This is a genomic window from Acinetobacter sp. V102_4, assembly GCF_031799005.1.
Classification (GTDB): domain Bacteria; phylum Pseudomonadota; class Gammaproteobacteria; order Pseudomonadales; family Moraxellaceae; genus Acinetobacter; species Acinetobacter calcoaceticus.
On record NZ_JAVQNR010000032.1, the window covers coordinates 126,439 to 151,900 of the forward strand.

General features: G+C 38.5%; 26 protein-coding genes. 15 read left to right on the forward strand and 11 right to left on the reverse strand.

Annotated elements, in window-relative coordinates; translation table 11 throughout:
* Positions 1-208 precede the first annotated feature (208 nt).
* Together RMB13_RS03155 and RMB13_RS03160 are read left to right on the forward strand one after the other, a co-directional pair.
* Entirely contained in the window at positions 209-2,398 is a 2,190-nt protein-coding gene (locus tag RMB13_RS03155) for a TonB-dependent receptor (protein ID WP_311084388.1), read from the forward strand.
* Between the two features lie 149 nt (positions 2,399-2,547).
* Positions 2,548-3,015 carry a surface-adhesin E family protein gene (locus RMB13_RS03160; RefSeq protein WP_132070615.1) on the forward strand — a complete coding sequence of 156 codons (468 nt, stop codon included), beginning with the start codon at positions 2,548-2,550 and terminating at the stop codon, positions 3,013-3,015.
* Positions 3,016-3,066: 51 nt separating this feature from the next.
* Here the strand turns inward: RMB13_RS03160 and pyrE are convergent, their stop codons facing one another.
* A complete protein-coding gene (pyrE, locus tag RMB13_RS03165; protein WP_004639998.1) occupies positions 3,067-3,717 on the reverse strand; it encodes an orotate phosphoribosyltransferase in 651 nt (216 codons plus the stop codon).
* Between the two features lie 38 nt (positions 3,718-3,755).
* Between pyrE and RMB13_RS03170 the strand changes: the two genes are divergently transcribed.
* Both RMB13_RS03170 and RMB13_RS03175 read left to right on the forward strand, forming a co-directional pair.
* Entirely contained in the window at positions 3,756-4,580 is an 825-nt protein-coding gene (locus RMB13_RS03170; RefSeq protein ID WP_005038000.1) for an exodeoxyribonuclease III, read from the forward strand.
* Between the two features lie 454 nt (positions 4,581-5,034).
* Complete coding sequence (locus tag RMB13_RS03175) at positions 5,035-5,385, forward strand: arsenate reductase (protein WP_017391050.1); 351 nt, start codon at positions 5,035-5,037, stop codon at positions 5,383-5,385.
* Positions 5,386-5,422: 37 nt separating this feature from the next.
* Here the strand turns inward: RMB13_RS03175 and RMB13_RS03180 are convergent, their stop codons facing one another.
* Positions 5,423-5,860, reverse strand: coding sequence for a DUF2147 domain-containing protein (locus RMB13_RS03180; RefSeq protein WP_003654111.1), 438 nt, complete (start codon positions 5,858-5,860; stop codon positions 5,423-5,425).
* Between the two features lie 151 nt (positions 5,861-6,011).
* Between RMB13_RS03180 and RMB13_RS03185 the strand changes: the two genes are divergently transcribed.
* Positions 6,012-6,923, forward strand: coding sequence for an alpha/beta hydrolase (locus RMB13_RS03185; RefSeq protein WP_017391051.1), 912 nt, complete (start codon positions 6,012-6,014; stop codon positions 6,921-6,923).
* Between the two features lie 174 nt (positions 6,924-7,097).
* Entirely contained in the window at positions 7,098-8,291 is a 1,194-nt protein-coding gene (locus RMB13_RS03190) for a GGDEF domain-containing protein (RefSeq protein ID WP_155120921.1), read from the forward strand.
* Here the strand turns inward: RMB13_RS03190 and dsbD are convergent.
* The 4 genes from dsbD to RMB13_RS03210 form a co-directional block, all read right to left on the reverse strand.
* Complete coding sequence (dsbD, locus tag RMB13_RS03195; RefSeq protein WP_311084389.1) at positions 8,286-10,106, reverse strand: protein-disulfide reductase DsbD; 1,821 nt, start codon at positions 10,104-10,106, stop codon at positions 8,286-8,288. The two genes, RMB13_RS03190 and dsbD, sit on opposite strands and share 6 nt — an antisense overlap.
* A gap of 18 nt (positions 10,107-10,124) precedes the next feature.
* Positions 10,125-10,892 carry a transporter gene (locus RMB13_RS03200; protein WP_311084390.1) on the reverse strand — a complete coding sequence of 256 codons (768 nt, stop codon included), beginning with the start codon at positions 10,890-10,892 and terminating at the stop codon, positions 10,125-10,127.
* Between the two features lie 12 nt (positions 10,893-10,904).
* Positions 10,905-11,450, reverse strand: coding sequence for an ankyrin repeat domain-containing protein (locus RMB13_RS03205; protein ID WP_017388947.1), 546 nt, complete (start codon positions 11,448-11,450; stop codon positions 10,905-10,907).
* 153 nt (positions 11,451-11,603) lie between these two features.
* The gene (locus RMB13_RS03210; RefSeq protein ID WP_004640014.1) at positions 11,604-11,954 is read right to left on the reverse strand and encodes an HPF/RaiA family ribosome-associated protein; all 351 of its coding nucleotides are present in this window, start codon (positions 11,952-11,954) and stop codon (positions 11,604-11,606) included.
* 252 nt (positions 11,955-12,206) lie between these two features.
* On the opposite strand from RMB13_RS03210, the gene puuE reads away from it, so the two are divergent.
* The 5 genes from puuE to RMB13_RS03235 all read left to right on the forward strand — a co-directional run bounded on the left by puuE (position 12,207) and on the right by RMB13_RS03235 (position 16,334).
* Positions 12,207-13,172, forward strand: coding sequence for an allantoinase PuuE (gene puuE / locus RMB13_RS03215; RefSeq protein ID WP_311084391.1), 966 nt, complete (start codon positions 12,207-12,209; stop codon positions 13,170-13,172).
* Positions 13,173-13,271: 99 nt separating this feature from the next.
* Positions 13,272-13,775, forward strand: a complete 504-nt coding sequence (gene uraD, locus RMB13_RS03220) for a 2-oxo-4-hydroxy-4-carboxy-5-ureidoimidazoline decarboxylase (RefSeq protein WP_311084392.1) — start codon at positions 13,272-13,274, stop codon at positions 13,773-13,775.
* On the forward strand, positions 13,772-14,095 hold the full coding sequence (uraH, locus tag RMB13_RS03225) for a hydroxyisourate hydrolase (protein WP_005037985.1): 324 nt from the start codon (positions 13,772-13,774) through the stop codon (positions 14,093-14,095). Before uraD ends, uraH begins: the two co-directional genes overlap by 4 nt.
* 24 nt (positions 14,096-14,119) lie before the next feature.
* Complete coding sequence (locus RMB13_RS03230; protein ID WP_311084393.1) at positions 14,120-15,487, forward strand: nucleobase:cation symporter-2 family protein; 1,368 nt, start codon at positions 14,120-14,122, stop codon at positions 15,485-15,487.
* A 121-nt stretch (positions 15,488-15,608) separates the two neighbouring features.
* On the forward strand, positions 15,609-16,334 hold the full coding sequence (locus RMB13_RS03235; protein ID WP_004640025.1) for an outer membrane protein OmpK: 726 nt from the start codon (positions 15,609-15,611) through the stop codon (positions 16,332-16,334).
* Positions 16,335-16,387: 53 nt separating this feature from the next.
* Here RMB13_RS03235 and hpxO read toward each other — a convergent pair whose 3' ends face one another.
* Complete coding sequence (gene hpxO / locus RMB13_RS03240) at positions 16,388-17,545, reverse strand: FAD-dependent urate hydroxylase HpxO (RefSeq protein ID WP_311084394.1); 1,158 nt, start codon at positions 17,543-17,545, stop codon at positions 16,388-16,390.
* Between the two features lie 199 nt (positions 17,546-17,744).
* Here hpxO and alc point away from each other — a divergent pair, with 199 nt between their 5' ends.
* Together alc and RMB13_RS03250 are read left to right on the forward strand one after the other, a co-directional pair.
* Positions 17,745-18,755: an allantoicase gene (alc, locus tag RMB13_RS03245; protein WP_311084395.1), complete on the forward strand. Its 1,011-nt coding sequence runs from the start codon at positions 17,745-17,747 to the stop codon at positions 18,753-18,755.
* Positions 18,752-19,255 carry an ureidoglycolate lyase gene (locus RMB13_RS03250; protein WP_311084396.1) on the forward strand — a complete coding sequence of 168 codons (504 nt, stop codon included), beginning with the start codon at positions 18,752-18,754 and terminating at the stop codon, positions 19,253-19,255. Before alc ends, RMB13_RS03250 begins: the two co-directional genes overlap by 4 nt.
* A 117-nt stretch (positions 19,256-19,372) precedes the next feature.
* On the opposite strand, the gene parE is transcribed toward RMB13_RS03250, so the two are convergent.
* Both parE and RMB13_RS03260 read right to left on the reverse strand, forming a co-directional pair.
* Positions 19,373-21,256, reverse strand: coding sequence for a DNA topoisomerase IV subunit B (gene parE, locus RMB13_RS03255; RefSeq protein ID WP_231764407.1), 1,884 nt, complete (start codon positions 21,254-21,256; stop codon positions 19,373-19,375).
* A gap of 14 nt (positions 21,257-21,270) precedes the next feature.
* Positions 21,271-21,852 carry a YqiA/YcfP family alpha/beta fold hydrolase gene (locus tag RMB13_RS03260; protein ID WP_003654140.1) on the reverse strand — a complete coding sequence of 194 codons (582 nt, stop codon included), beginning with the start codon at positions 21,850-21,852 and terminating at the stop codon, positions 21,271-21,273.
* Between the two features lie 210 nt (positions 21,853-22,062).
* Between RMB13_RS03260 and RMB13_RS03265 the strand changes: the two genes are divergently transcribed.
* Positions 22,063-23,406, forward strand: a complete 1,344-nt coding sequence (locus RMB13_RS03265; RefSeq protein WP_092708521.1) for an alpha/beta hydrolase — start codon at positions 22,063-22,065, stop codon at positions 23,404-23,406.
* 67 nt (positions 23,407-23,473) lie between these two features.
* On the opposite strand, the gene RMB13_RS03270 is transcribed toward RMB13_RS03265, so the two are convergent.
* Positions 23,474-23,827: a DUF5991 domain-containing protein gene (locus RMB13_RS03270; protein WP_311084397.1), complete on the reverse strand. Its 354-nt coding sequence runs from the start codon at positions 23,825-23,827 to the stop codon at positions 23,474-23,476.
* Between the two features lie 144 nt (positions 23,828-23,971).
* Here RMB13_RS03270 and RMB13_RS03275 point away from each other — a divergent pair, with 144 nt between their 5' ends.
* Positions 23,972-24,643, forward strand: a complete 672-nt coding sequence (locus tag RMB13_RS03275; RefSeq protein ID WP_311084398.1) for a haloacid dehalogenase-like hydrolase — start codon at positions 23,972-23,974, stop codon at positions 24,641-24,643.
* Positions 24,644-24,775: 132 nt separating this feature from the next.
* Here RMB13_RS03275 and RMB13_RS03280 read toward each other — a convergent pair whose 3' ends face one another.
* Positions 24,776-25,459, reverse strand: coding sequence for a hypothetical protein (locus tag RMB13_RS03280; RefSeq protein ID WP_311084399.1), 684 nt, complete (start codon positions 25,457-25,459; stop codon positions 24,776-24,778).
* Between the last annotated feature and the right edge of the window lie 3 nt (positions 25,460-25,462).

Sequence of the window (25,462 nt, forward strand, 5' to 3'; positions counted from 1 at the left end):
TAAAAGCCCCCTCTCCAAAACTCAATTAACAAGAAAAACTAATGAGTTAATTCACATAGTTTGCTTAATTTACTCATTACATTCCTAAAAAAATAGTTATTAAAAAATAAATATGTCATTTTTTAAGGCAATAGTTCTTTTATTCTAAACAATTAAATGATTATAATTATTATTTATACTTTTATTTTTGTTAACTGATTTTATCTTTATGTTAAGAATTTCTATATCATCTCCCCCAATTAAGCGTCTTTTCCCGCTCAGCTTACTCAGTTTAATGATCTTGAATATCCAAGGTGTATACGCTGAAGACTCTAGTAACTCATCCTCGAAAGTTGCAGCGACCATGCCCACCATAAAAATTGAGGCGATGAGTGAACTCGATCCAATCAAAAGCTATATCGATTATGACAAAGCCAATGTCACACGTAATGGCTTAGATAAAAAAGATATCCCTCAAACCGTTGATACCATTGATGTTCAGAAATATAAAATTTATGGATCAAATGATTTAAGCGTTATGCTGCAAGGTACCCCAGGGGTATCTACCAATTACGATATGCGTGGTGATGGCATTACCATTCGTGGTTTTGGTGCTGATACAGGCGATATTTACCGTGATGGTATACGTGAAAGTGGTCAAGTACGTCGTAGTACTGCCAATATCGAGCGTATTGAAATTTTAAAAGGCCCCGCTTCTGTTTTATATGGTCGTAGCGCTGGTGGTGGGGTTGTGAATATGGTGAGTAAGTTCGCCAATTTTGACTCCAAAAGTTCAGTTGGTGCTTATGCAGGTTCATATGACAACTACGGAACAACGGCTGACATCAATCAAGTCATTAATGATAATTTAGCAATACGTTTGACCGGAGAATATGGTGAATCAGGTAGCTTCCGCTCTGGTATTGAAAATAAAATTGAGATGTTTTCACCAAGTTTTACTTATAAAAATGACGATGGAACGCTTACTTGGACCACACAATATACGTATGACAAATTAGGCCGTGTACCCGATCGCGGACCATCACATGACATTCTGCCTACGGGAACCTCTATCAAAACAGGATTTGCGCAAGACGGAGATTATGTTGATGATATTTTGCAAGTTGTGCGTACCGATGTGAATTATGAATATGCACCTGATTGGAACTTTCACTGGGCAGCAAGTTACCGACAAGCAGAACAGAACTTTGACCATTTTTACTTTGGAACTTATTGTGGGTTAGATGGAAAGAATTCAAAGAATGAAACTTGTACAAAAAAAGGCTACATCGACCAAATTTACTACTGGCAGCAAACCAGCAATAAAACCACCACCAATACATTTGATATTAAGGGCAAGTTCAAAACAGGCTCGCTTGAACATCAAATCATGATAGGTACAGACTGGACCTATGAACAACGAGAACCACGTCTAGCCAATGAGACTCAAAATGGTTCAGCCATTTATGGTTACGTCAATCCATTCACAGGTGAACGAGAATCAAGTCGTGGCAATGGCCCACTCTTAATTAGTCAGCATAACTACAATGAAGGCACAACTTATGGTGTATTCATTCAGGATTTAATTGGTCTAAATGACCAACTTAAACTGATGATGGGTGTCCGCTACGATTACTTCGACTTTTCAACCACCAACAAACTCACTAATGCACGTCGCAATGTAAAAGACAGTACTGTTAGCCCAAATGTTGGTTTGGTATGGCAACCGCTTCCTGAACATAGTTTTTACACCTCATACTCTAAAAGCTTTGCGCCATTCGGTGGGCAAATGGGTGTTAACCAAGTCACTGGAAGCACCGATGTCGAAAAAATGGACAAAGAGCCTCAATATAATGAGCAATATGAAGTTGGGGTAAAAAGCGAATGGTTAGATAGTCGTTTAAATACTCAATTTTCGGTCTTTGATATTCGTAAAAATAATATCCGCTATAAACCAAATCCTGACAGTGAACCAGAGGTATGGGCAACTGCTGGTCAGCATCAATCTCGTGGTCTCGAATTTAGCTTTATTGGCCGTGTGCTTGATAATGTCTTTGTTCGCGGTGGTTATGGTTACACCGATGCCAAAGTAAAAGAAGACAAGCAAAAACCTGAACAAGAAGGTAACTATTTAGCAAACACATCTAAAAACACGGGTAATTTATTTGTTCGTTATTTACCAACTGAACAGTGGTATACCGAGGTGGGCGTAACCTATGTGGGCTCTTATTATCCAAATATTAATAATCAAGTAAAAATGGAAGGCTTTAATCGCGTCGATGCTGCGGTTGGCTATAGTGCAGACCCGTGGAATGTCACACTTGCAGTAAATAACCTAACCAATAAAGAATACTGGCGCTCAGACAGCATGCCAGGCACACCACGTAATGTGTTATTGCGTTTAAATTATCAGTTCTAAGTAAAAATATTAAATTGGCATCCCTCTATTTAGAGGTATGCCTTTTTCTTTTTAATAATAAAAGAGACAAGATTTTTATCTTCAATAAATAAAATATTTAATTTTTAGATTATACTCTTCTCATTAAACATACCAATTAAATCAACAATATGAATAAACAGTTTATTTTAACTTTTTTATTATTTTTTTTATCGCTATCAACAGAAGCAAAAATCATTACTCTTTCAATTGATACATATCAAGACTTATCAAAACAAGAGCAAAATAGTATTAAAGACAACCTCAACAAAGGATGGATCAGTTATGCTAGAGATGATACAAGAATTCATTATTTGAGTTATCAACTAATTAAATCTATTTCAGATTCCGTTGTAATAGCTCCAGTTAAAACTACACCAATCGATCAGGGAAATTTAAATTCTTTAGATTTATGGCAATTTGACTGCAAAAATAAAAAAATGATGTTGTTGTCCGAAGCCACTTATTCAATTACGAATTCTGAAATATTTTCAATACAAGAAGTAGAATTTCCAAAAGAAGTACCAGCTATCCCTAACTCTATTGCAAATAGAATTCTAGAAATGGCATGTGTTCTGAACTACATAAAAAATCATTAGCCATAAAAGGAAGGAGAGCTCAAGTGCCCCTTCCTTTTATATTATGGAAAATTAAATACCGTATTTCTCGCGATAAGCTTGCATATTTGCTAGCGCTTCTTTTTCGCCTTTCGCATCTAAATAATCCATTAAATCTTTCATGGTGATCAGCGCGTGCACAGGAATTTCTAATTCTTTTTGAACTTCTTGAATTGCTGAAAGCTCACCTTGACCACGTTCTTGACGATCTAGCGCAACTAAAACACCAGCGATAGTTGCACCAGCATTTTTCAAAATCGTTACGACTTCACGAATCGCTGTACCTGCGGTAATCACGTCATCAATAATCCAGACTTTTTTACCTTCAACCGCAGCACCAACTAAAACACCGCCTTCGCCATGATCTTTCGCTTCTTTACGGTTAAAGCCCCATGGCACACTTTTGTTATGTACTTGCGACAAGGCAACAGCAGTCGCTGCTACAAACGGAATGCCTTTGTAAGCTGGCCCAAAAATAACATCAACATTTTGGCATTGTGTTAATTTATCGGCATAGCCTTGTGCTAAAAGAGATAAAGCTTCACCATCGTTGAGTAGGCCTGCATTAAAAAAATAAGGACTCACGCGTCCAGATTTTAAAGTAAACTCACCAAATTTAAGCACACCGCGTGATAATGCGAGTTCGATAAATGCTTGCGGGTTAAATGACACAGGCGTTGTCATGAGGTGCTCCAAATTCACAATTGAGGTTAAATTTTCGCATGATACCAAAGGATCAGTATCCAAGTGATGTAAAAATTCTTCGAGTCGTTTCCATTAACGTAAATGGCTTGCGTTCTTCGGTGACGAAAGGCTTACTTGAATGGTTAGAACAATCAGATGCCGATGTCGTATGCATGCAGGAAAGCCGCATTACCCATGAACAATGGACTGAAAAATTTAGACCCGAAGGATGGCATACCCATCTATTTCCAGCAGAGCGTGCAGGTTATGCAGGAACTGCCATATATAGCCGCTTACCCTTTGTCTCTGTTAAAGATGGTTTAGGGTTTGAACTGGCTGACAGTCAAGGTCGCTTTATTTCTGCTGAATTCGATTTAGGTTTGTCACATCCGGTACATATTGCGTCATTATACTTACCTTCAGGCTCAAGTGGTGAAGAAGCGCAAGCACGTAAAGATTTATTTTTAGGTGAATACGCAAAAATCTTGAAGCAATGGCGTGATGAAAATAAGTCAGTCATCATTTGTGGTGACTACAACATTGTTCATAAACGAATTGATATTAAAAACTGGTCAGGTAATCAAAAATCATCTGGCTGTTTACCGCATGAACGTGCTTGGCTTGACCATATTTATGATGAACTTGGTTATGTTGATACATTCCGTGTAGTTCGAGCAGAAGCAGAACTTTATTCATGGTGGTCAAATCGCGGTCAAGCTCGTGCAAAAAATGTAGGATGGCGTATTGACTATCAAGCCTGTTCACCAGACTGGAAAGCACGTACAACCAATGCATGGGTCTTTAAAGATCAATGGTTTAGTGACCATGCACCCGTTATCATCGACTATAAAATTCAAGAATAAGTGAACAGTTGTTCACTTACCTTGTCGTTTTCGCTTACAGCATATGTCGTTTTTGAGTATTTTTCTTACACAGCTTTAACGGCATTATAGCCCCACGGCACAGGGAAGCAGTCAGGATGACGCAAAAGGATAGGACGCCGTAGGAAGATAAAATAAACTTATGATAAGTTTATTTGCAAGGATGTGACATTGGACGTTGAAATGAGACCCGCATGATCAGGATGATTAAATGCGGGTTTTCTCTTTTCAATCTCTTATTTTTTGCGCTAAGTTCTTTTAGTTTTAACTTCTTCTTATTAAGCTCATTATCGCCTTGTCTTATGACAATAACATGACATTTGTCTTTCGATTAATCATAATTTTTCATTTGTTTTAAAAGTATCTGTATAAAGTAGTTCTCAAATGCTTTTTGGGGTAGGCTGTGTGCTCTCTCTTTTTGACATGGACCGATAAAATGTTAAAAATTTATGGAATCAAAAACTGTAATTCAATGAAAAAAGCATTTGATGCCTTGCAAGCTAAAGAGCTTAACTATGATTTTCATGATTATAAAAAACAAGGGATTGATGCAGATACCCTAAAAATCTGGTTAAAAGAAATTGGGCAAGACACGGTTCTAAACAAAAAAGGAACCACTTGGCGTAAGCTATCAGAAGAAGAACAAACACGTGCATTAAGCAGTGAAGACCATCTTATTGAAGCACTTATTGCTCAACCAAGTTTAATTAAAAGACCAGTTTTACAAACCTCCCAAGGTTTTATCGTCGGTTTTGATGAAGCAACCTATCAAAATATCCAAGCATAAAAAAACGAGCCATTTGGCTCGTTTTTTATTAAAACTTTTAGTTAGCGCGAATCCATGTTTGGTTACGACCAAGTGCAGAAACGCCAATATATCCACGCAATTTAAGCTTCTTACCGCCATCTGTTAACTCACCTTTCAATTTGTAAGTTTTGCCAGATTTAGGATCTAAAATCGTACCGTTTTCATAACTGTTGCCACCTACATTTTTTAAATTATGTACAATGGTGACACCTTTAAGTGGTTTGTTTTTGTACGGACCTTCACATTTTGTACAAGCGTTTTCTTCGCCCGGTGTCAAAATGTTTTGAATGGTTGCAGTTAAGGTTCCATCCTTCTGTTCCGTAAATTTAACTACGGCTTTTGGCTTATTGGTCTGATCATCAATTGTTTTCCATACCGTTCCATTGAGTGTATCAGCCGCATTGGCAAATGCAGCCATACCAATGAGTCCTAAAGCTAAAGCAATCTTTTTCATTTTTGTAATATCCTTGGGTCTTTCAAGATTTTAGTATTCAGAAGTCGCAAAGATATTGCAATTTTTGAATGTGACTGTTTCGTGTAACCTTGTAATCTTGCAAAATAAAATTTACAAGAAAACAAGAAACTAGCATAAAAATGGATGCTCTATGAATATATCAAATGTTTGGAAATATTACTTTACAGAAACTTTTCTAAAAACAACAATTCGCAAGCCAAGTCAGCTAAATTTACCGCCTACTGCCTTACGTCCTGTTTTAGACCAAATGTGTCGTGCTTTTCCACGACAAAAAAATGTCTCTGTTCGCCCAATTCGGCTGGCAGGCATTAAAGGTGAAGAAATCAAACCGCAAGATCATTCTACTCAACTGATTTTTCATATTCACGGTGGTGCTTTTTTTCTTGGCAGTGTCAAAACACACCATGCTTTTATGACGGATTTAGCTGCTCGTACCCAAATGCAAGTTATTCATGTGGATTATCCGCTTGCACCAGAACATCCCTACCCTGAGGCAACCGAAGCTCTATATGACATCTATCAATCTTTAGTAGTACAAGGTGTTCAGCCAAAAGATATTATTTTATCGGGCGATTCATGCGGAGCCAATTTAGCATTAGCACTTTGTTTACGCTTAAAAGAACAACCTGAGCTCATGCCGAGTGGTCTGATTTTATTGTCGCCTTTTTTAGATTTAACGCTGACAAGCGAATCTTTAAGATTTAACCAGAAACATGATGCCCTGCTTTCGCTGGAAGCCCTGCAAACAGGGATCCAACATTATATTGGCAATCAGATTGCAGCAGATGACCCACGTGTTTCGCCTATTTTCGATGACTTGCATGGCCTACCGCCGACTTTGGTTCAAGTAGGTTCTAAAGAAATATTATTAGACGATGCCAAGCGTTTTAGAGAAAAAGCCGAAGATGCTGGTGTTAAAGTTCAATTCAAACTTTATACAGGTATGTGGCATAACTTCCAGATGTTTAATGCATGGTTTGATGAGGCAAAACAAGCGTTGGCAGATATTGCTGAATTTGCCCATGAACTCGATAAAACTTAATTTATCTATGAATGATGTGAACAGTGAATAAAACTTTTCACATTATTTTCTTTATAAAAAGTCATCATGTATAAATTGAAAATCATGTTATGTTTAAAAAATAAATTATTTAGATAATTCAATTTTAGGATGGTCCAACAAAGAGGCATCTATATTTAGGAGCCCTTACTTATTATGAAAAGTCGTTTAATCACTCATCCAATACATAGAACAAAACAGGTGATAATCGATTTCATCCACAATAATCACATCATTAACTGGACGCCATTACAAAAAAGCGCCCTCATGCTCACACTTGCCTGTGCAATGAATTTCAGTTGGATTTTATGGAAAGGCTATATTTTAATTACACCAAGTGTCTGGCAATGGGCACATTTACCTTTAGTTGAATCGCAAATCTGGTTAAATCTATTTACCTTATTTTTATTAGCTTCATTGATTATTCCCTGCTATCGCTACAAAAATCATGAGTGGGCACAAAAAATTATTCCGTTTATTAGCGTGCAATTCTTTGCACTCATGCTATGTCACGATGGATATTTAATTGGCAGTATTAGCCCTGCAACCATGGTGGGTTATGTCGGCACCATTGGTGTGGGTTTGGTGTTATTTGATAGAAAAATTGTTTATAGCGCCCTCGTGCCTGCGACCGTTATTTTAACCGTATGTACTTATTTGAGTATGAAAGGTACTTTGCCTTATGCGCCGTTATTCAATCTTATTGCTATGCAACGTGCTCAAACCAACCCCTTTTGGTTAGGAAGTATGGCATTTTTTATTATGCCGATTTTATTAGCCTGTTTTATTTTATTTGAGATATTACTCACCCAATGGCGCCAACGGGAAACTTATATTCAACGCCTAAGCCAGCTCGACCCATTAACCAACGTATTAAATAGACGTAGTTTAAACACGCATTTAGAGTCACTACACCAACAGCAATTTGATTATGCGGTCGTACTTCTGGATATTGATCACTTTAAAAAAATTAATGATATTTACGGGCATCATCAAGGCGATCAGGTTTTAATTGAAATTGCCCAATGTCTATCAAACAACGTGCGTAGTGAAGATATTATTGGTCGATTTGGTGGAGAGGAGTTTATTTTATTGCTCCCCCATACCGATATTATTCAGGCAGAAAAAATTGCTGAGCGCTGCCGCCATGCTCTAGAAGAACTGCCAGTTTTTAGCACGCAAAATAATCCTATTCATATTAGTGCGAGTTTTGGAATAAGTAGTTCAGCATTTGCACAAGACCCTTATCTTGTTATTCGGCAGGCAGACCAAGCGCTTTATGCCGTAAAAGCCTCAGGACGTAATCAGGTACGTACATTTCATCAGACTGAGGCTGTTAATACGCTATGATTCTTTTTGTTTTGCCAAACTCGCAAGTTGTTGTAAAAGTTCTTTTTGGCTAAAGGCACCAGTTAAACGCAACGCACGAATTTCTTTTTGCTCTGGGCTTAAGAATAAATAGGTCGGTGGCCCTAAAATATTCCATTGTTTGAGTAGAGCTTCATGCGACTGATCATAATGGCTCAAATCAAGCTTAATTAAATAATATGGCGCAAGAGCAGATAGAACCTCGGGTGCTTTTAAAATACGGTGCTCAATAGGTTGGCAAGCAACACACCAGTCTGCATAGACATCAATCACAATAGCCCGATCAGCTGGAGCAGCCGCTAAAATCTTTTGGAAGTCTGCCGCGCTAGCCGCAACATGCCACTCAGCCATGTGATCAGAACTTTGCAAATTTCGATTATGAATATGTTGATATTGGTTATAGGCTACAAAAGGTGTAACGATTAATAATAAAATCGCATAGAGCCATTGTAGCTGCCCTTTTTTCCAGAAAAACTGATAAACAGCATAAACTATAAAAGCGAGTCCTAATCCTAGACTAAGTACTTGCATGCCCCAATCAGGCAATAAAGGACGAATAAAGTAAAGGCTTAAACCCAACATCAGGAAAGCAAAAATCACTTTAATCTGATGCATCCAGTCGCCAGCTTTAGGTAAAAATTTTGCCCCCAATATGCTCGCGAGTAATAAAGGAATTCCCATTCCAAAACCTAGGCAGAATAAAAGCAAAGCCCCTTGCCATTGATTTTGTGTTTGAGAAATAAATAATAAAGTTCCAGCAAGTGGTGCAGTCATACAAGGACCCACCAAGAGCGCAGAAACCACACCCATGACTCCAGCACCGACCAAAGTGCCGCCTTGTTGCATCGACTGAATGCGGTCAAGTCGATTTAACCATGTTTGCGGCAAACGAAGCTCAAACAAGCCAAATAGATTCAGAGCAAATACAATAAACAGCAAACTAAAAGCAATTAAAGTAGCAGGCTGTTGTAGCCAGCGTTGGAAATTTAAGCCTGCTGAAGAAGCAATTAAACCTAAACCTGCATAAACCAATGCCATACTACACACAAAGGTAAGCGCAATAACCCAAGCTTTTAAACCTTTATGCTCTCGAATAATCAACGAAGTTAAAATAGGAAGCATCGGTAAAGAACATGGTGTAAATGCGAGCAGCATGCCTAAACCTAAAAATAATAAAATCCCATACCAAAGAGAGTGTTCGATCAGTTTAGCTGACCAAATCTGATCTTGCGCAACTTGCGGAGTAGTTGTATCAGCTGCCTGTGCTGTGCCCTGCTCTTTTTCTAGAGTTTCTGAAGAAGCGTCTGCTTGTGTATTTGCTAAATCTAGTAATCGTTTTGGTGCGATTCCTGCTTGGTTTTGCACACCGACCAAACCATCGGCATCAGTTTGAAACTCAATTGTTTGAGGTGGGTAGCAAATACGGTCTTTGGCACAACCCTGCCAAGTCACACTGTAGTGTTCTGAGGGCTTTGTCTTAATTTGAAAATTAACTTGATTGTAGTAAACCTGACTTTGCCCATAATTTTCATCATATTGAGCAACAGCTTTAGGTAACTTTAAAGCTAAAGGTTGAGTACCTTGTTGTACGGTAAATTTATGCTGATATAGATAGTAATTTGGCTGAATCTGCCAAGATAAACTTGCAGTATGCGGTTCAGAAGATTCAACCGAAAATGAAAAAGCTTGTTCGGGTGACAGCAACTTGTCTTGCGCAGAAACCAACTGGCTAAACACACAAACAGCAACTGCTAGAAAATAAAGAATTCCCTGATGAATAAGCTTTTTCATTAACATAAATTTAAATTGCTTCGATTAGAACAAGAATGACACGCCTAAGCCACCGTTGTAGCTCTTATCTTGACCATTTAAATCGACGCCTATGCTTGCATCAAGCTGGGTACGATTATTTACCGCATAAACTAGACCTGTACCTAGACCATATTCATAGTCTTGGCTTTCAGCTTTACGGTAAATGAACTCTGAATAACCTGAGAGCTTACCTGCGATTTTATAGTCAATGGTTGGTACTGCTGTCACTGCCCAATCACTATTTTGCACTTCATAGCGCATGGTAATTGAAGTACCTACTAAATCGCTATATTGATAAGCTACTGCAGAGGTAAGGCTATAAATGTCGTCATGTGCCGTAAATTCATCATTTCCGGTTGCAATGATCGCCTCAGCCAACACTGCCATAGACAATCTGTCATCTTTTAAATCAATCGCTTTTTTTAAACCGATGCTTACGTCACCAAAGCCCGAAGTATCATTTTTTTTGCCAGCACGTTTAGTTTGAGTCCACGCTGGACCCTGCCATCCTAACTGTAATTCTAAGTCACGACCTAAACCTGTACGGAACAACATATCTTGATTTAAGGTTACGGTCTTTTCTTTAACACCATCAACAGTTGCTTCAGTATAAGTTACGCTTGGTAAACCTTGCTCCCAAGCCAAATTGCCTACAGGGGTAATACCCGTCCCCATTCCTGCCCCTGGGCGGTCAAACGAGAACTCTGCGGCAAAAGTACTTCCTGCAGCAACAGTGGTGAGGGCAAAAGTTAAAATTTGTACTATTTTCATTTTAATATCCAATCAAGTAGTTAATTCTTTTGACATCTTTGCCCCGTGACGGCGCAATAATTCTAATGTTTCGCGCTCTTCTTCAAGTGATTCTGACCAATCTATTTCATCAAAATCACAATCAAAGAACAACTGACTGATTGAAGATAAAATAGTGAGTCCTTCTTCATCACGTGAGTTTGGATCAACTTTTTCATCGAGTAAACGTTGAACAGCTGGAGCACATGCCGAGCTTGCAGCATCCCATAATGGACCGTAAAACTCTTCTGCATCCCAAAGATGTACATTGGCTTTGGCCTGAATCAAAGCTTCAAGAATATCGAGGTAAACTTGCAACGCTTGTTGCTTTTCTTCTTTTGATAATGGTGTACCTGCTTCATAAGCTTCCGATACATTTTCCCACCATTTAAAAATTCCGTCACAGATAATTGATACAGGTGGCCCCTGTTCCGGATCAATAAAGTTCGGATCAAGTCCTTCAGCAAGTAATTTTTGCACTTGCGCGAGTTCTAATTCTTCTATGGCTTTAATTAAAGCTTGCTGCTGGGTGGTTAACATGACCATCTCTCAAAAATATATTAGGGCTATTATGCCTAATCTCTTCTCCAGATTTTAGAGGTTGATTGCATTGCATTGCAAACCTAATGTTGTGAATAGTTTTATTTTCATCAGATATAAAAAAAGCCCCGAAGGGCTTTTTACCGTTTTCAATTAAACTTCATCATCAATGAATTCTGGTTGCCCACCTCTCGGGTGTTCTTTTTTCTCAAAAGTATGTTCGAGGCTACGTTTTAATTTTTCAATTGCACCATGAATTGAAGCATCAATATTTCCTGCTTTATGATGCACTGCAACTGGTTTCAAACCTGAAGGACGTGCTTCAATCATACAGTGGATATCTTTGTCACCACTTTTGTCCCCATTTTCATCACTAAAATGAACCGAGAAATGCGTAATACGTTCGCTATGACGTTGGAATTCTTGAGTAAGTTCTGCACGTACATAAGTAATTAAACGTTCGCTATTATGGATGTTTTTATCTGTGCGGATTTCTATATTCATAAATACCATCCTCTCTTTCTTACTGTGGATCTTTTCTATGCAAAACTTTTTTATGTTGGCATGTTTTAAGCATGCATGAACTGACTTCAATTGTACATTTTGATGGTGTAATGGTTTGTTATCTCCTGACTTAAACGTACTGCTTTTAATTTATTTTGAAGATCTTCATATCTTCAATATCAGTCCATCTATAAAAATATGCAAGCTGATTTTTTAAATATTTATGAAAAATTGAACAAAAGGAGAGCAATCGTGACCGAATCTTATCTATCTGGCGCCGAGCTCATTGAGCAAATTCAGAAGTCTCCTTATTCACGTGATTTAATCGGTTATCACGGACAGCCTCCACAGGTTAAATGGCCTAATAATGCCAAGGTTGCTGTGCAATTTGTGCTTAATTATGAAGAAGGTGGCGAAAAACATATTGAGCACGGCGATGAGGGTTCGGAACAGTTTTTATCAGAGATTATTGGCGCTGCAAGCTACCCTGCTAAACACATGTCGATGGACTCTATGTACGAATATGGTTCACGTGCTGGATTTTGGCGCATTCATAGTGAATTCCAAAAGCGCAAGCTTCCAATGACCATTTTTGGAGTTGCAATGGCGCTTGCCCGCAATCCTTATATTGTGGAAGCCATTAAGCAAGCTGATTATGATGTAGTGTCTCATGGCTACCGCTGGCTTCACTATCAAGATACCGATATTGAATTAGAAAAACAGCACATGGAACAGGCCCTATCTGTTTTAGAAAACTTTTTTGAAAATAAAGTGATAGGTTGGTACACCGGACGTGACAGCCCCAATACTCGTCAGTTACTTGCAGAGTTCCCACAAATACAATATGACTCTGATTATTATGGTGATGACCTGCCTTTTTGGACCACACTTACCGATGCTGCGGGTGCATCCCGACCCCATTTAATTATTCCTTATACTTTAGAATGTAACGACATGAAGTTCTGTTCACCGGGTGGATTTAATAATTCAGAACAGTTTTTTCAATATTTAAAAGATAGTTTTGATGTGCTGTACGCAGAAGGTGAAACTGCACCAAAAATGATGTCAATTGGAATGCATTGCCGTATTTTAGGGCATCCGGGTCGTTTTAAAGCCTTACAAAAGTTTCTCGACTACATTCAAATGCACGATCGTGTCTGGGTATGCCGTCGTCAGGATATCGCTGAACATTGGTATAAAAATCACATAACTGAATAATTGATTTTTAAATTTTTAAATTCTTAAACTGTTGATTAACAGCTATTGGCACTGTTATTGCTAAAACTCTATATCACCACAATGAGTTTAGGAATAACAGTGTTTTTAGCCGAGTTTAATCAAGCCCCACCCGAACAACTCAAGACTTTGTTAAAAAACTGTGTCCACATTCCAACATGGGCCGAAAAAATCATCTCAGAACGCCCCTATTCAACAAAAACATCTCTTTTGGAATATGCAGAAAATTTAAGTCAAATGTGGTCATGGCAAGAGATTCAAGCAGCTTTAGCAACTCACCCAAAAATTGGTGAACGGCAGGCAAAAAAGCAACTCAATACAAAAGAGCAACATTTTTCGAATCAAGAACAAGCCGGCATTTCTTTAGATGAACAAACGCAGCAAACTCTGCTGCAAGGCAATCTTGATTATGAACAAAAGTTTGGCTTTATTTTTTTAATTAAAGCAGCGGGCCTCAGTAGCGATGAGATTTTAAAAAAGCTACATGAACGTTTACAACATGACTTAGCTATCGAAAAAATAATTGTACATGAGCAACTCGCTGCGATTGCTCTATTACGTCTATCTCAGGAAATACAAGCATGATCAGCACTCATATTTTAGATACGAATTTAGGCAAACCAGCTGCACACGTAGAAGTGAAGTTGTTTCATGCAGAAACCCATGAGCTGATTGCAACCGCAACCACGAACCAAGATGGGCGTGTGAGTGATTTTGGAATAAAAGAGTTTGCAGAGGGTGCTTATCAACTTGAGTTCGAAATCGCCTCTTATTTTTCATCACTAAAAGTCAAAACTTTTTTCCCGCGTGTATGCATTCAATTTTTTATAGAAGACATTAATCAGCATTACCATATTCCCTTACTGATTAGCCCGTTTGCTTACTCCACTTATCGCGGTAGCTAACTCAAATATAACGAGGAGAAAAATATGAATCATCGGCAAAAGAATGCGATTTCTCCAGAGCATGAATATTTAGGAATATCCAAAAGTTTTGCTTATGGGTTACAGCACGTGCTTACCATGTATGGTGGCATTGTTGCACCGCCCCTTATTATTGGAACAGCGGCTGGATTAAGCTCAGCACAAGTCGGAATGCTAATTGCAGCGGCCCTATTTGTAGGTGGATTGGCAACACTGATTCAAACAATTGGGACCAAATATCTAGGTGCAAAATTACCTTTAGTTCAGGGCGTGTCTTTTGCAGGTGTTGCAACCATGGTTGCCATTATTACCACGGGCGGTGGCTTACCTGCTGTATACGGTGCGGTCATTGCCGCATCTCTGATTGGCCTATGTCTTGCGCCTTATTTTTCTAAAATTATTCGTTTTTTCCCGCCTGTTGTAACGGGATGCGTCATCACAATTATTGGTTTATCTCTGTTACCCGTCGCAGTTCGCTGGATGATGGGTGGTAACAATAAAGCACCCGACTGGGGAAGTGTAGAAAATATCTCTTTGGCCTTACTAACCTTAGGCATTGTGATTGTTTTAAATATTCTGCCGCAAGCCAACATTCGTCGTTTATCAATTTTATTAGCCATTGTTGCAGGTACCATACTGGCCTACTTCATGGGTTTTGGTGATTTTAGTCAGGTAAGCTCAGGCGCATGGCTGCAATTTCCACACTTATTTGCATTTGGCTTACCGACTTTCGAGCTCAGCGCAATCTTGTCGATGTTGATTGTGACTTTAGTCATTATGACGGAAACCACAGCCGATATTATTGCTGTCGGAGACATTGTAGGAACTGAAGTAGATGCTAAACGTATCGCCAATGGTGTACGTGCGGATATGTTTTCAAGTGCTTTTGCGCCTATCTTTGGTTCGTTTATGCAAAGTGCTTTTGCCCAAAATGTTGGACTGGTTGCGATTACAGGTATAAAAAGCCGCTTCGTAGTAGCAGCAGGCGGTGTGATTCTGATTATTTTGGGTCTACTCCCTATTATGGGTCGTTTGATTGCAGCGATTCCAATGCCCGTACTTGGTGGTGCAGGTTTGGTCTTATTTGGATCGGTTGCAGCAAGTGGAATTCGCACTTTGGCAAAAATAGATTATAACGATCAGAAAAATTTAATTATTGTCGCGACCGCTTTATCGGCAGGTATGATTCCAATTATTAACCATGAATTTTATGCTCATTTCCCAATTTGGGTACAAACTTTGTTCCATTCGGGCATTAGTTCAACTTGTATCTTTGCTATCTTGTTGAATTTATTATTTAATCATTTACCTACATTTCGCAGCTCGCGTACCCCTCATTTAAGCCAAACAATAAATACCAGAAATACACATTAAAGATTTAGTTTTTAGCGCCCCACTTCGGTGGGCCTTTTTTTAACCGTTGATCAAATTTGGCTTCATTTTTGCTTAAGACACTGTATCCTTAGCGTGCTTTATTTGGGGGGAGATCATTTAAATGCAATTAAAGCAACTTGCGGCGACTTGTGCCTTGTTATCTGCAACTGCCATGGTTCAGGCAAAACCAATCTGGCAAGATTTTAGCGTGACTGGACTTTATGGTGAAAACTATGAAGTTGTAGATGACAAAGAAACCACCCTTACTTTGGAATATGCAGCGAAAGTTAAATACGCTGATGTATTTTTCTTTATGGACCGTATGCGTGGTGAAAATGACCACAAGAGTACTTACTTCGAGTTATCACCACGTTTAAGCTTAGGTGAAATATCAGGTAAAAAACTGGCGTATGGCCCAATCAAAGATGTGTTAATTAGTACCACTTGGGAAGGCAATAGTGAAGACGGCAACAACTTCGATAATTTCCTTTATGGTTTTGCTGTCGACTTAAATATCCCATATTTCCAATATGCGAATTTAAACTTCTACCGTGCAAATAATGAGAACACTGACGACGATTATCAAATGACGTTCGTTTATGGCATTCCATTTAAAATCGCATCTGAAGATTTCTTGGTAGATGGTTTCCTTGACTGGTCAACTGCTGAAGGCGACCATGCCAGCGAGTTGAACTGGACAACACAATGGAAATGGAATGTAGGTAAACACATTTCTCCTGATACACGTCTATACCTAGGTATTGAGCACTCTGTATGGAACAATAAATTTGGCCTCCAAGGACGAGACGAAAACAACGTCAGTGCACTGGTTAAATACCACTTCTAAAATTATGATTTAGAAGCTTGAAACAGCAAGGAGAAGTCCTTGCTGTTTTTGTTTTAATCGAGTGGATTACCCACAATATTACTAATAATCCCCTGCATAATATGTCCACCTTGTTCACGGCGTAATTCTGCATACCACGCTTGTGTAACGCTTTCATCTTTCATATGGGTTACATCACAGCGTTTACGCGCACGAAGTACTAACTCATTTGCACGTTCATTACGCTTGTTTTGATAGCGACGTAAAGCGTCTTCGACACCTAAAGTATTAATTTGCAAAGAACGCGCTAAATAAATCGCATCTTCCATGGCTTGGCAGCCACCTTGTCCAATATCAGGTGTGGTGCTGTGCGCAGCATCACCTAAAATCACCACGCGACCTTTATAAAACTGGGTGAACGGCTCAATATCATGTATTTCTACCCGATTGGTCTTTTGCGGGTCTAAACGTTCAATGAGCTGCTGTACTGGTAAACACCAATCAGCAAAATATTGTTTTAAAAGTTTTTGATATTCATCTCGATTATTTTCTAAACCTGCTGGCAAAGGCACATCTAAAAAGAAATAGAATTTCCCATCTGCAACCGGCATCAGAGAAGCACGCTTACCTTCGCCCACATAAGTTGTCCATTGCTGTGCTGGAGCTAAATCTTCAGATATTTCAACCAGACCATTCCAGTTCACATAACCCGCATAACGGCGCTGTACTTGCTGGCCCAACACATAGGCCCGTGTAATTGAGTGAGTGCCATCTGCCCCAATCACTAAATCGGCCTGCGTTGAGCTACCATCAGCAAAATGAACCTCAACATAATCAGCCTTATCATCAAGACTGACCATTTTTTTGCCTAAATAAATTTGATCTCGGCCAAACTCATCCATCAGCATGTTTTGTAAATCTGCACGTGCAACCGGATAAGGTCTTTGCCCTACTTCTTCAATTAATGGCAGTAAACTGAATTGTGTCATCACGTCTCCAGTTAAACCATCCACGTAGGCCAAGTCGTCCATTTGTCCACCAAGTTGGGCGATTTTCTCTGTTAATCCCAGATAGTTCAGACATTTTACGCCATTTGACCACAATGAAATTGCAGCACCCACAGGAAGAATCTTCTCTGTTTGCTCATAAATACGAACTTGATGACCAAATTTCTTTAATGCAATGCCTGTGGTTAGACCTCCCATTCCCGCACCAATAATCACCACATTCATAACACTCTCCTATAGATATTCACCTATAGGGTGCTTATGCTAAAAACATGCCATCGTTCAAAATTTATTTAGCTTTTCCACAAAACTGGCATGCACCATGCTTATATATTTAAGTATAAAACTCGTCTTAACATGCTCAGTGTTAGGGCAGTTTTAAATGAAAAATCATGTTTTTAACAAGAAATACGGATACTCCATTATGGCAACACTGCACGCTCCAGCTTTTGAACTTCCTGAAATTTTGAATACGAAAACCAATTTGGCAGATGCCCGAATTGGTGCACAAGTCATTGAGTGTTCAGATGATTTCTTTGCAGAAGCAAAGCGTATGCTGCAATTTGAAGCACCTGTTTTTGTTGAAGATAAATTCGATGACAACGGCAAATGGATGGACGGTTGGGAAACGCGTCGTAAGCGTCATGCGGGCTATGACTGGTGCATTGTAAAACTAGGTGTAAGTGGGAAAATCAGTGCGCTTGATATCGATACCAGCTTTTTTACAGGAAATTATCCCGCTTCTGCATCATTAGAAGCTTGTTATGCACCAAATGGTGACCTTACAGGAGCAAAATGGGAGAGTGTTTTAGAAAATACTGAACTAGGCCCAAGCCAGCATCATATTTTTATGGTCAATAATGATGCACTTTTCACTCATATACGCCTCAATATTTTCCCAGATGGTGGTATTGCTCGTTTACGTGTCTATGGTGATGTTCATATTCAGGTGACTGATAGCGAGCAAACACTCGATTTATTAGCCCTCGAAAATGGTGGCCGCGTAGTTGCCTATAGCGATGCCCATTTTGGACATCCGCGCAATTTGATTAATCCCGGCCGTGGCATCAACATGGGCGATGGATGGGAAACCAAACGCCGCCGAGCACCGGGTTATGACTGGTGTATTCTTGCTCTGGGTAAAGGCGGGAAAATTGATAAGCTTGAAATTGATACAGCTCACTTTAAAGGGAATTTCCCTGCCCAAGTATCCATTCAGGCGGTTTACCTTGAAAATGCAACCGATGCACAGCTAATTCCACAAAGTATGTTTTGGTCTTACTTACTTGAAGCTCAACCTATGCAAATGGACCATATTCATGAATATGTGAATGAGATTTTACAGCATGAAAAAATCTCGCATATTCGTATCAACATGATTCCAGATGGCGGCATTAGCCGTGTACGTTTATGGGGGAAAATTGCCCAGTCATGATCATGAATAATGTCCAAATTCAGCCCTTAACCATTGAGAGCTTTCAGCCATTCGGAGAAGTCATTTGTTGTGACGGGCATGACTTTTTTCATATTAATGATGCACACACCGAGCGCTACCACGCGCTCGTTGAAACAGAAATTGAAGGTGAAGCAAAAGCAGGAATTAGTATTTTTCGTAATATTAAGACCAGCGTTTTACCTCTGGAAATTTCAATGCTAGAGCGTCATCCGAAAGGCTCTCAGGCATTTATTCCATTACAACAGCAAAAGTTCTTAATTATTGTGGCGCCTGCTTTGGACGAGAGTACTCCCGATATTTCAAAATTATGTGCATTTGTTTCAAATGGAAAGCAAAGCATAAATTATCGGGCAGGTACATGGCATCATCCTTTGCTTACCTTTGAAGCACCGAGTGATTTTGCAGTGGTAGATCGAATTGGAGGCGGAGCGAATTGTGATGTTTTTCAATTTCCACGCGCTATAAAAATTACGGTCTAAAATAAAATATACAGATCTGTCTATTTTTGTTTGATAGCAGCAATCGTTGTGGTGAGTTCCAATAATCTAAGTTTACATAAAAACCCCGCCTATTAAGCGGGGGTTTTTAATTCTCTTTTAAACGGTGATATCGGCTAGATTACCTTTCTGCTCAAGCCACTGCTTACGATCTGCGGAACGTTTTTTGGCAAGTAATTTATCGAGTAAACCTGCCGTAAAATGAGCATCATCAAGGTCGAGCTGCACTAAACGACGAGTATTTGGATCCATAGTCGTTTCACGTAGCTGAATCGCATTCATCTCACCCAATCCTTTGAATCGGGTAATTTGCGGATTACGATTGCCTTTCACATTTTTCAAGATGACTTCGAGCTCATCATCATCTAAGGCGTAGAAGACATCTTTACCAATGTCGATACGGAACAATGGTGGCATCGCCACATACAAATGGCCTTCTTCCACCAGTGTCGGAAAGTGTTTAACGAATAGCGCACATAACAAAGTAGCAATGTGTAAACCATCTGAGTCCGCATCGGCCAAAATACAAACTTTGCCATAACGTAACTCGGATAAATCATCGCTACCCGGGTCTACCCCAATTGCGATCGCAATATCGTGAACTTCTTGAGAAGCCAAAACCTCATCTGAAGAAACTTCCCAAGTATTTAAGATTTTTCCACGAATTGGCATGATGGCCTGAAAGTTTTTATCACGTGCTTGCTTGGCACTACCACCTGCCGAGTCACCCTCGACAATAAAGAGTTCACTGTCTTCACGAGTTTGCCCCACACAGTCAGCCAATTTACCCGGTAAAGCAGGACCAGAAACAATCTTTTTACGCTCAACCTTTTTCGCGGCTTTTAAACGACGACCCGCTTTAGAAATCGCCATTTCTGCCAATTGCATGGCAATTTCAGCATGTTGGTTTAGCCAAAGTGAAAAAGCATCTTTGGCAATATTTAAAACAACATTAGATGCTTCTCGACTAGAAAGACGCTCTTTAGTTTGACCTGAAAACTGTGGTTCTTGGAATTTGAGTGACAAAATATAGTTCACGCCATCCCAAACATCTTCTGCAGATAGTTTGAGGTTACGTGGCAACAAGTTACGCAGCTCACAAAACTCACGTAACGCTTCGGTAACCCCCGAACGTAAACCGTTCACATGAGTACCGCCTTGTGCAGTTGGAATTAGGTTTACGTAACTTTCTTGAACCTGCTCACCACCTTCTACATTCCAGCAAATTGCAAATTCACATGCCGCACGATCGGCTTGTCCACTGCTCACAAAAGCTGGATTTGGCAAGATTTCACGGTCTTGCAATTCATCCATCAAATAATCGACGAGGCCATTTTCAAATTGCCATTCAATTTTTTCATCGTTAATTTGATCAATATAGATAATTTTTAAGCCTGCTGCTAAAACAGCTTTGGCTTTTAAATTATGTTTAAGGGCTTTTAAAGCAAATTTCGGACTATCAAAATATTTAGTTTCAGGCCAAAAATGTACTGTCGTACCTGTCGCACGTTTTGGTGCCTTACCCTCTAGCACGGCTAAAGGCGCAACTGGCTCCCCTTGCTCAAATGCCATTTGGTAGAGGTTGCCCTGACGTTGTACTTCGACCTCAACACGCGTTGATAAAGCGTTTACAACTGAAATTCCCACACCATGTAAACCACCAGAAAACTGGTAGTTATCGGTACTGAATTTACCGCCAGCATGTAACTTGGTCAGAATGATTTCGATACCAGATTGGCCATATTCAGGATGAATATCGACTGGCATACCACGGCCGTTATCTTCAACCGACAATGAACCATCTTTATAAACCGTGACACATATTTTGTCGGCATGACCTGCTAATGCTTCATCAACAGCATTATCAATAACTTCCTGAGCTAAATGGTTAGGTCGAGTCGTATCGGTATACATCCCTGGACGACGACGAACAGGGTCTAAACCGGAAAGGACTTCAAGCGATTGAGCCGTATATTGTGTCACGTTGTACGTTTTCCTTATTTGATGGTGTGCGCAAAGAATTCGATCACTAACGGTAATTTTTCTTCAAAATCTTCCATAGCATGATTGCCATGAGCATCCGTCAAAATCAATGAGGATGGCGTTGCAGCACTATAATAGCGTTGTGCTTGACGATAATCCAAAATTTCATCGCCTTGTTGCAACAAGACGAGTATTTTGTCGGCATTTTCAGGCTGTTTCAGTTCAAGTTGCTGCAACTGTCGTAGCTGAACATGATCAATCGACCATTGATCATTCACCACATAGGGCATGCTTTCAACCTGGAATAATTCATCAAACAACTTCCATGGTTGCATAGCAGGGTTAATCAGTACAGCCGGAATATTATATTTCGCGACAAAGTATGTCGCAAAAAAACCACCTAAACTACTACCTACAAGTGCAACATCATCCAGACTTTCAATAAGCTCTGAAACCTGCTCAACCACCTGATCTGGAGATCTATTGAGGTTTGGCAAATGCACATTAATCCCTAATTCGCTACAATACTGCCTTAAGCTCAATCCTTTAATCGAAAGAGAGCTACTATTAAAACCATGGAGGTAGATAATATTCATATATTTCCCTCTAAATTGAGACTAATTTCACAATTTTGTTCTCAGTTTGTATAGAAAAGCACAATTGTTAGACAAGAAAAACCACTCAACTAACCATTCATCAGTATTTTAAAAAAATGTGTTATTTAAACTACTAAGATGGAAACGTTTACTGCCGTTGATAAAAAGTACAGCTTAAAACGTCGGTTATAACGTATATGGGGAAAAGATATGCCGAGCTTAACACCACTACATGAAACTTATTGTAAATGGGATCGTACGCCACCGAGTCAGGCAGACGTACTAGAAGGTTTAGCTCAACTGTTCAGTACCAGCTTAAATGGTGTACATGAATTAATACAAGTTATTAATATTGAAGTCTTAAAAAATGCTTTTGGTATTAGCACACAAAACGCTAAAAACTTTCAAAAACGACCATTTGTACAAAAGGCATATCAATTTTCTTATGGCGCTTTACAAAAATATGGTCGTTATTTTTTAGCACCCGGTTTGCGTCGCATTATTGAAAAATATCCAACACTTCACGAAAAACCACTCACCCCAAGCCTACATTTTTTGGTGGGAATTTTGAATGGTGTTTTTGGGGATTACCTACTTAAGCAACATAGTCCACTTGCCCTACCGATAGTGCTATACGATCACTACGGAGCTATACAGCAAGGTGAGCTTGCAGGCCGTATTGTAATTATGGTTCACGGTTTGTGTATGAACCATCTGACTTGGTCAAATGCACATTACGGTGGAATTGGAGAGCGTCTATTAGCCCAGCGTGACCATAACACCATGCTGTATTTAAATTACAATACAGGTCGACGTATTTCAGCAAATGGACGCAGTTTCTCCAACTTATTAGAAGATCTCGTCAAAAATAATCCAAGAATTACCAGCATTGATGTGATTGGCCACAGTATGGGTGGACTGGTTTCTCGTAGTGCATTGTTCTACGGTAAACAAAATATGTACCAATGGATTCATATGGTCGAGAATCTGGTGTGTATTGGTTCCCCACATCATGGTGCGGTCTTGGAGCGCTTTGGTTTTACCATACAAGATAAACTTGGGGCTTTCCCTTTTGTAGGTTTACTTGGTCAACTGGTTAATATTCGCAGTAACGGTATTTTAGACTTACGCCACGGTAGTGTTCGTGATGATGACTGGGAATATATGGATGCCCGAATTGGTATGATGGATGATAATCGTGCCCCTGCTCCTTTGCCTTCCCATATCAATACTTTTTTAGTGGCAGGAACACTCGAGTTTGAAAAAGTACGCAATAAAGCGCTTACTGTGATTGGTGATTACTTGGTGAGTGTGAAAAGCGCGCTGGGTGAACATCCTAATCCACGTTTTCAGCTTAAAGTTCCAGATTCGCATAAAGCCGTATTTTATGGCTTAAATCACTTTGAAATTCAGTATCATTCGAGCGTTGCCGAACAGATTACTCGCTGGCTATATCCTAATGTTAATGATTATGTGCAAGAAGGTATTCAAACTCATATTATTGATATGCCGAACTATACCCTCGAAGATTTAGAAGGGATTGTAGAGACGTAAAAAAAGCCCAACTTATGTTGGGCTTTTTTTAGAGTCTGAAATATTTTAAAAAAGAGTTTTATAACTATTATTTATCTTTAAAAAATAAGTTGTCTTTACTATCTAAAACTTCATCAGAATAAAGATAGTATTTTCCTTTCTTAAAGACTACTTTTCCTAACTTTTCACCACTTTGAACTTTAAAGAAATATAGCTCGTTATTTTTCTCTTTCACTTTGCATATATAAGATTTATCAACCTGAAAACCAGTAATAGAATATTCACACTTTTTGGGTGTTAGTGTTAAAACAGATTCTATCGTCGCAACATTACCACCTGGTAGTTCTTCTGAACTATAATAATGATAAGTACCATTCCACTTATCTGTATTTGCAAATGTGTTAGCAGAAAGAGCTATCAATAATAAACAAAAAAATTTCATTTAATTAATTTATAAATAATCAAGTCAAACTATTATAACCAAATTACAATATAATAAAATATTTTATGAATTCATAAATCAACTATTAAAAATACTCTTTTTGAAAATTAATTCTTATCACTATTACCAAATCTAGAGAAATATATGAAAGAAATCGTTGTTTTTGATTTAGATGGAACATTACTATCTGGCGACTCTACAAAGGCATGGTTAACGGATAAATTGAAATCTAATCTTCTTAGATTCATCGGTGCACTTATTGTTACTCCTATAGCTTTGCCTCTTATGAAATTCAAGAAATATAAATCTAAAGGTGCTTCATTGTATTTGTGGATTGCAACCTACTGTCTGAATGAAGAAGAATTAGAATACAGCTTTAAAATTTTTTCCAATAATATAAAAGGTACCACTTCTGATTCATTATATTGGTTTGAGCAAGGTATAACAGAAGTTAAAGATCATTTAGCCAGTGGAAGAATTGTGTTTATTGCAACAGCTGCACCAGAAAAGTTAGCGAATGTTTTACTAGAGTCCATCAATCTAGATGTACAAATTATTGGTACTCCTTTGCAAAAGAAACTAGGAGGATGGATAAGTAGGATACATTGTAGGTCTGAAGAAAAAGTAAGAAGATTGAATAAGCTTGATATCAAACAACCTTGGTTTGCAACATATAGTGATGATATTGAAGATGACTTGCCTATTTTGATGGGCGCCAAACTCCCCTATTTAATTAATGGGGATAACAATAAGATTAAAAATATGAGAATCAATAACTTAAAAATATTAAATTGGGTTTTAAAGTTAGAACATTAATATTATTTTTAGAAGCCACCGAACAACTAACCCAAGATGGTATAGGCTAATATAGGCACTCTTATCAATAAAAGTGCCTATATTATTTAAATTAAATATTCATTTATCATGAATATTATTAGATACATTTCATTAATTTTCTCTATATTTATTTCTTATATCCAACAAACCTTTACTATATATTTCTTCATTTTCAGTACATGAGGCTTGTAAGTTCATATCTAGGTAAGTATAACGATGTAACAACTTTTCTTCATTATTATGTCCTCCAAAAATATTAAAATGTGCACCTTCACTTGAAAAACATTCAGTTACAATGTTAGGAATTCCATCCCCTATCAAATCGACTCCTCTAATTTTATTATTTTTATATAGAATCTGATCTTTATTTAATTCAAAACCATAACCACGCACTAACTCCTTACTTTTTTTATTAATATTATAAAAATAATTAGGCTCATCTGTAACAAAAGCTAACTCTGAAACACAATCACTACTATCTTTTTTCAATATTGGATTCACAATATCATATTTAAATTTTTCGTCCTCTTTATAGACAATTACAATATCTTTATTAAGAGGTTTTTCACTTACAATACAACCCTCATCAGAATCCAATAATACATAAATCTTGTTATCTAGCATTTTTTTTATATCTTTACTAATCTTCAACTTCTCTACTGTAGGTAGATTTTCTTGTGGCTTCTCTATTTTTTTCTGTTCAATAGGTTTAGTATGAGTAGTATCACTCAAATGTTTAGTATCACAAGCACTTAAGCCTAATAAACACATACCTATTAATATTTTGTAAATCACTTT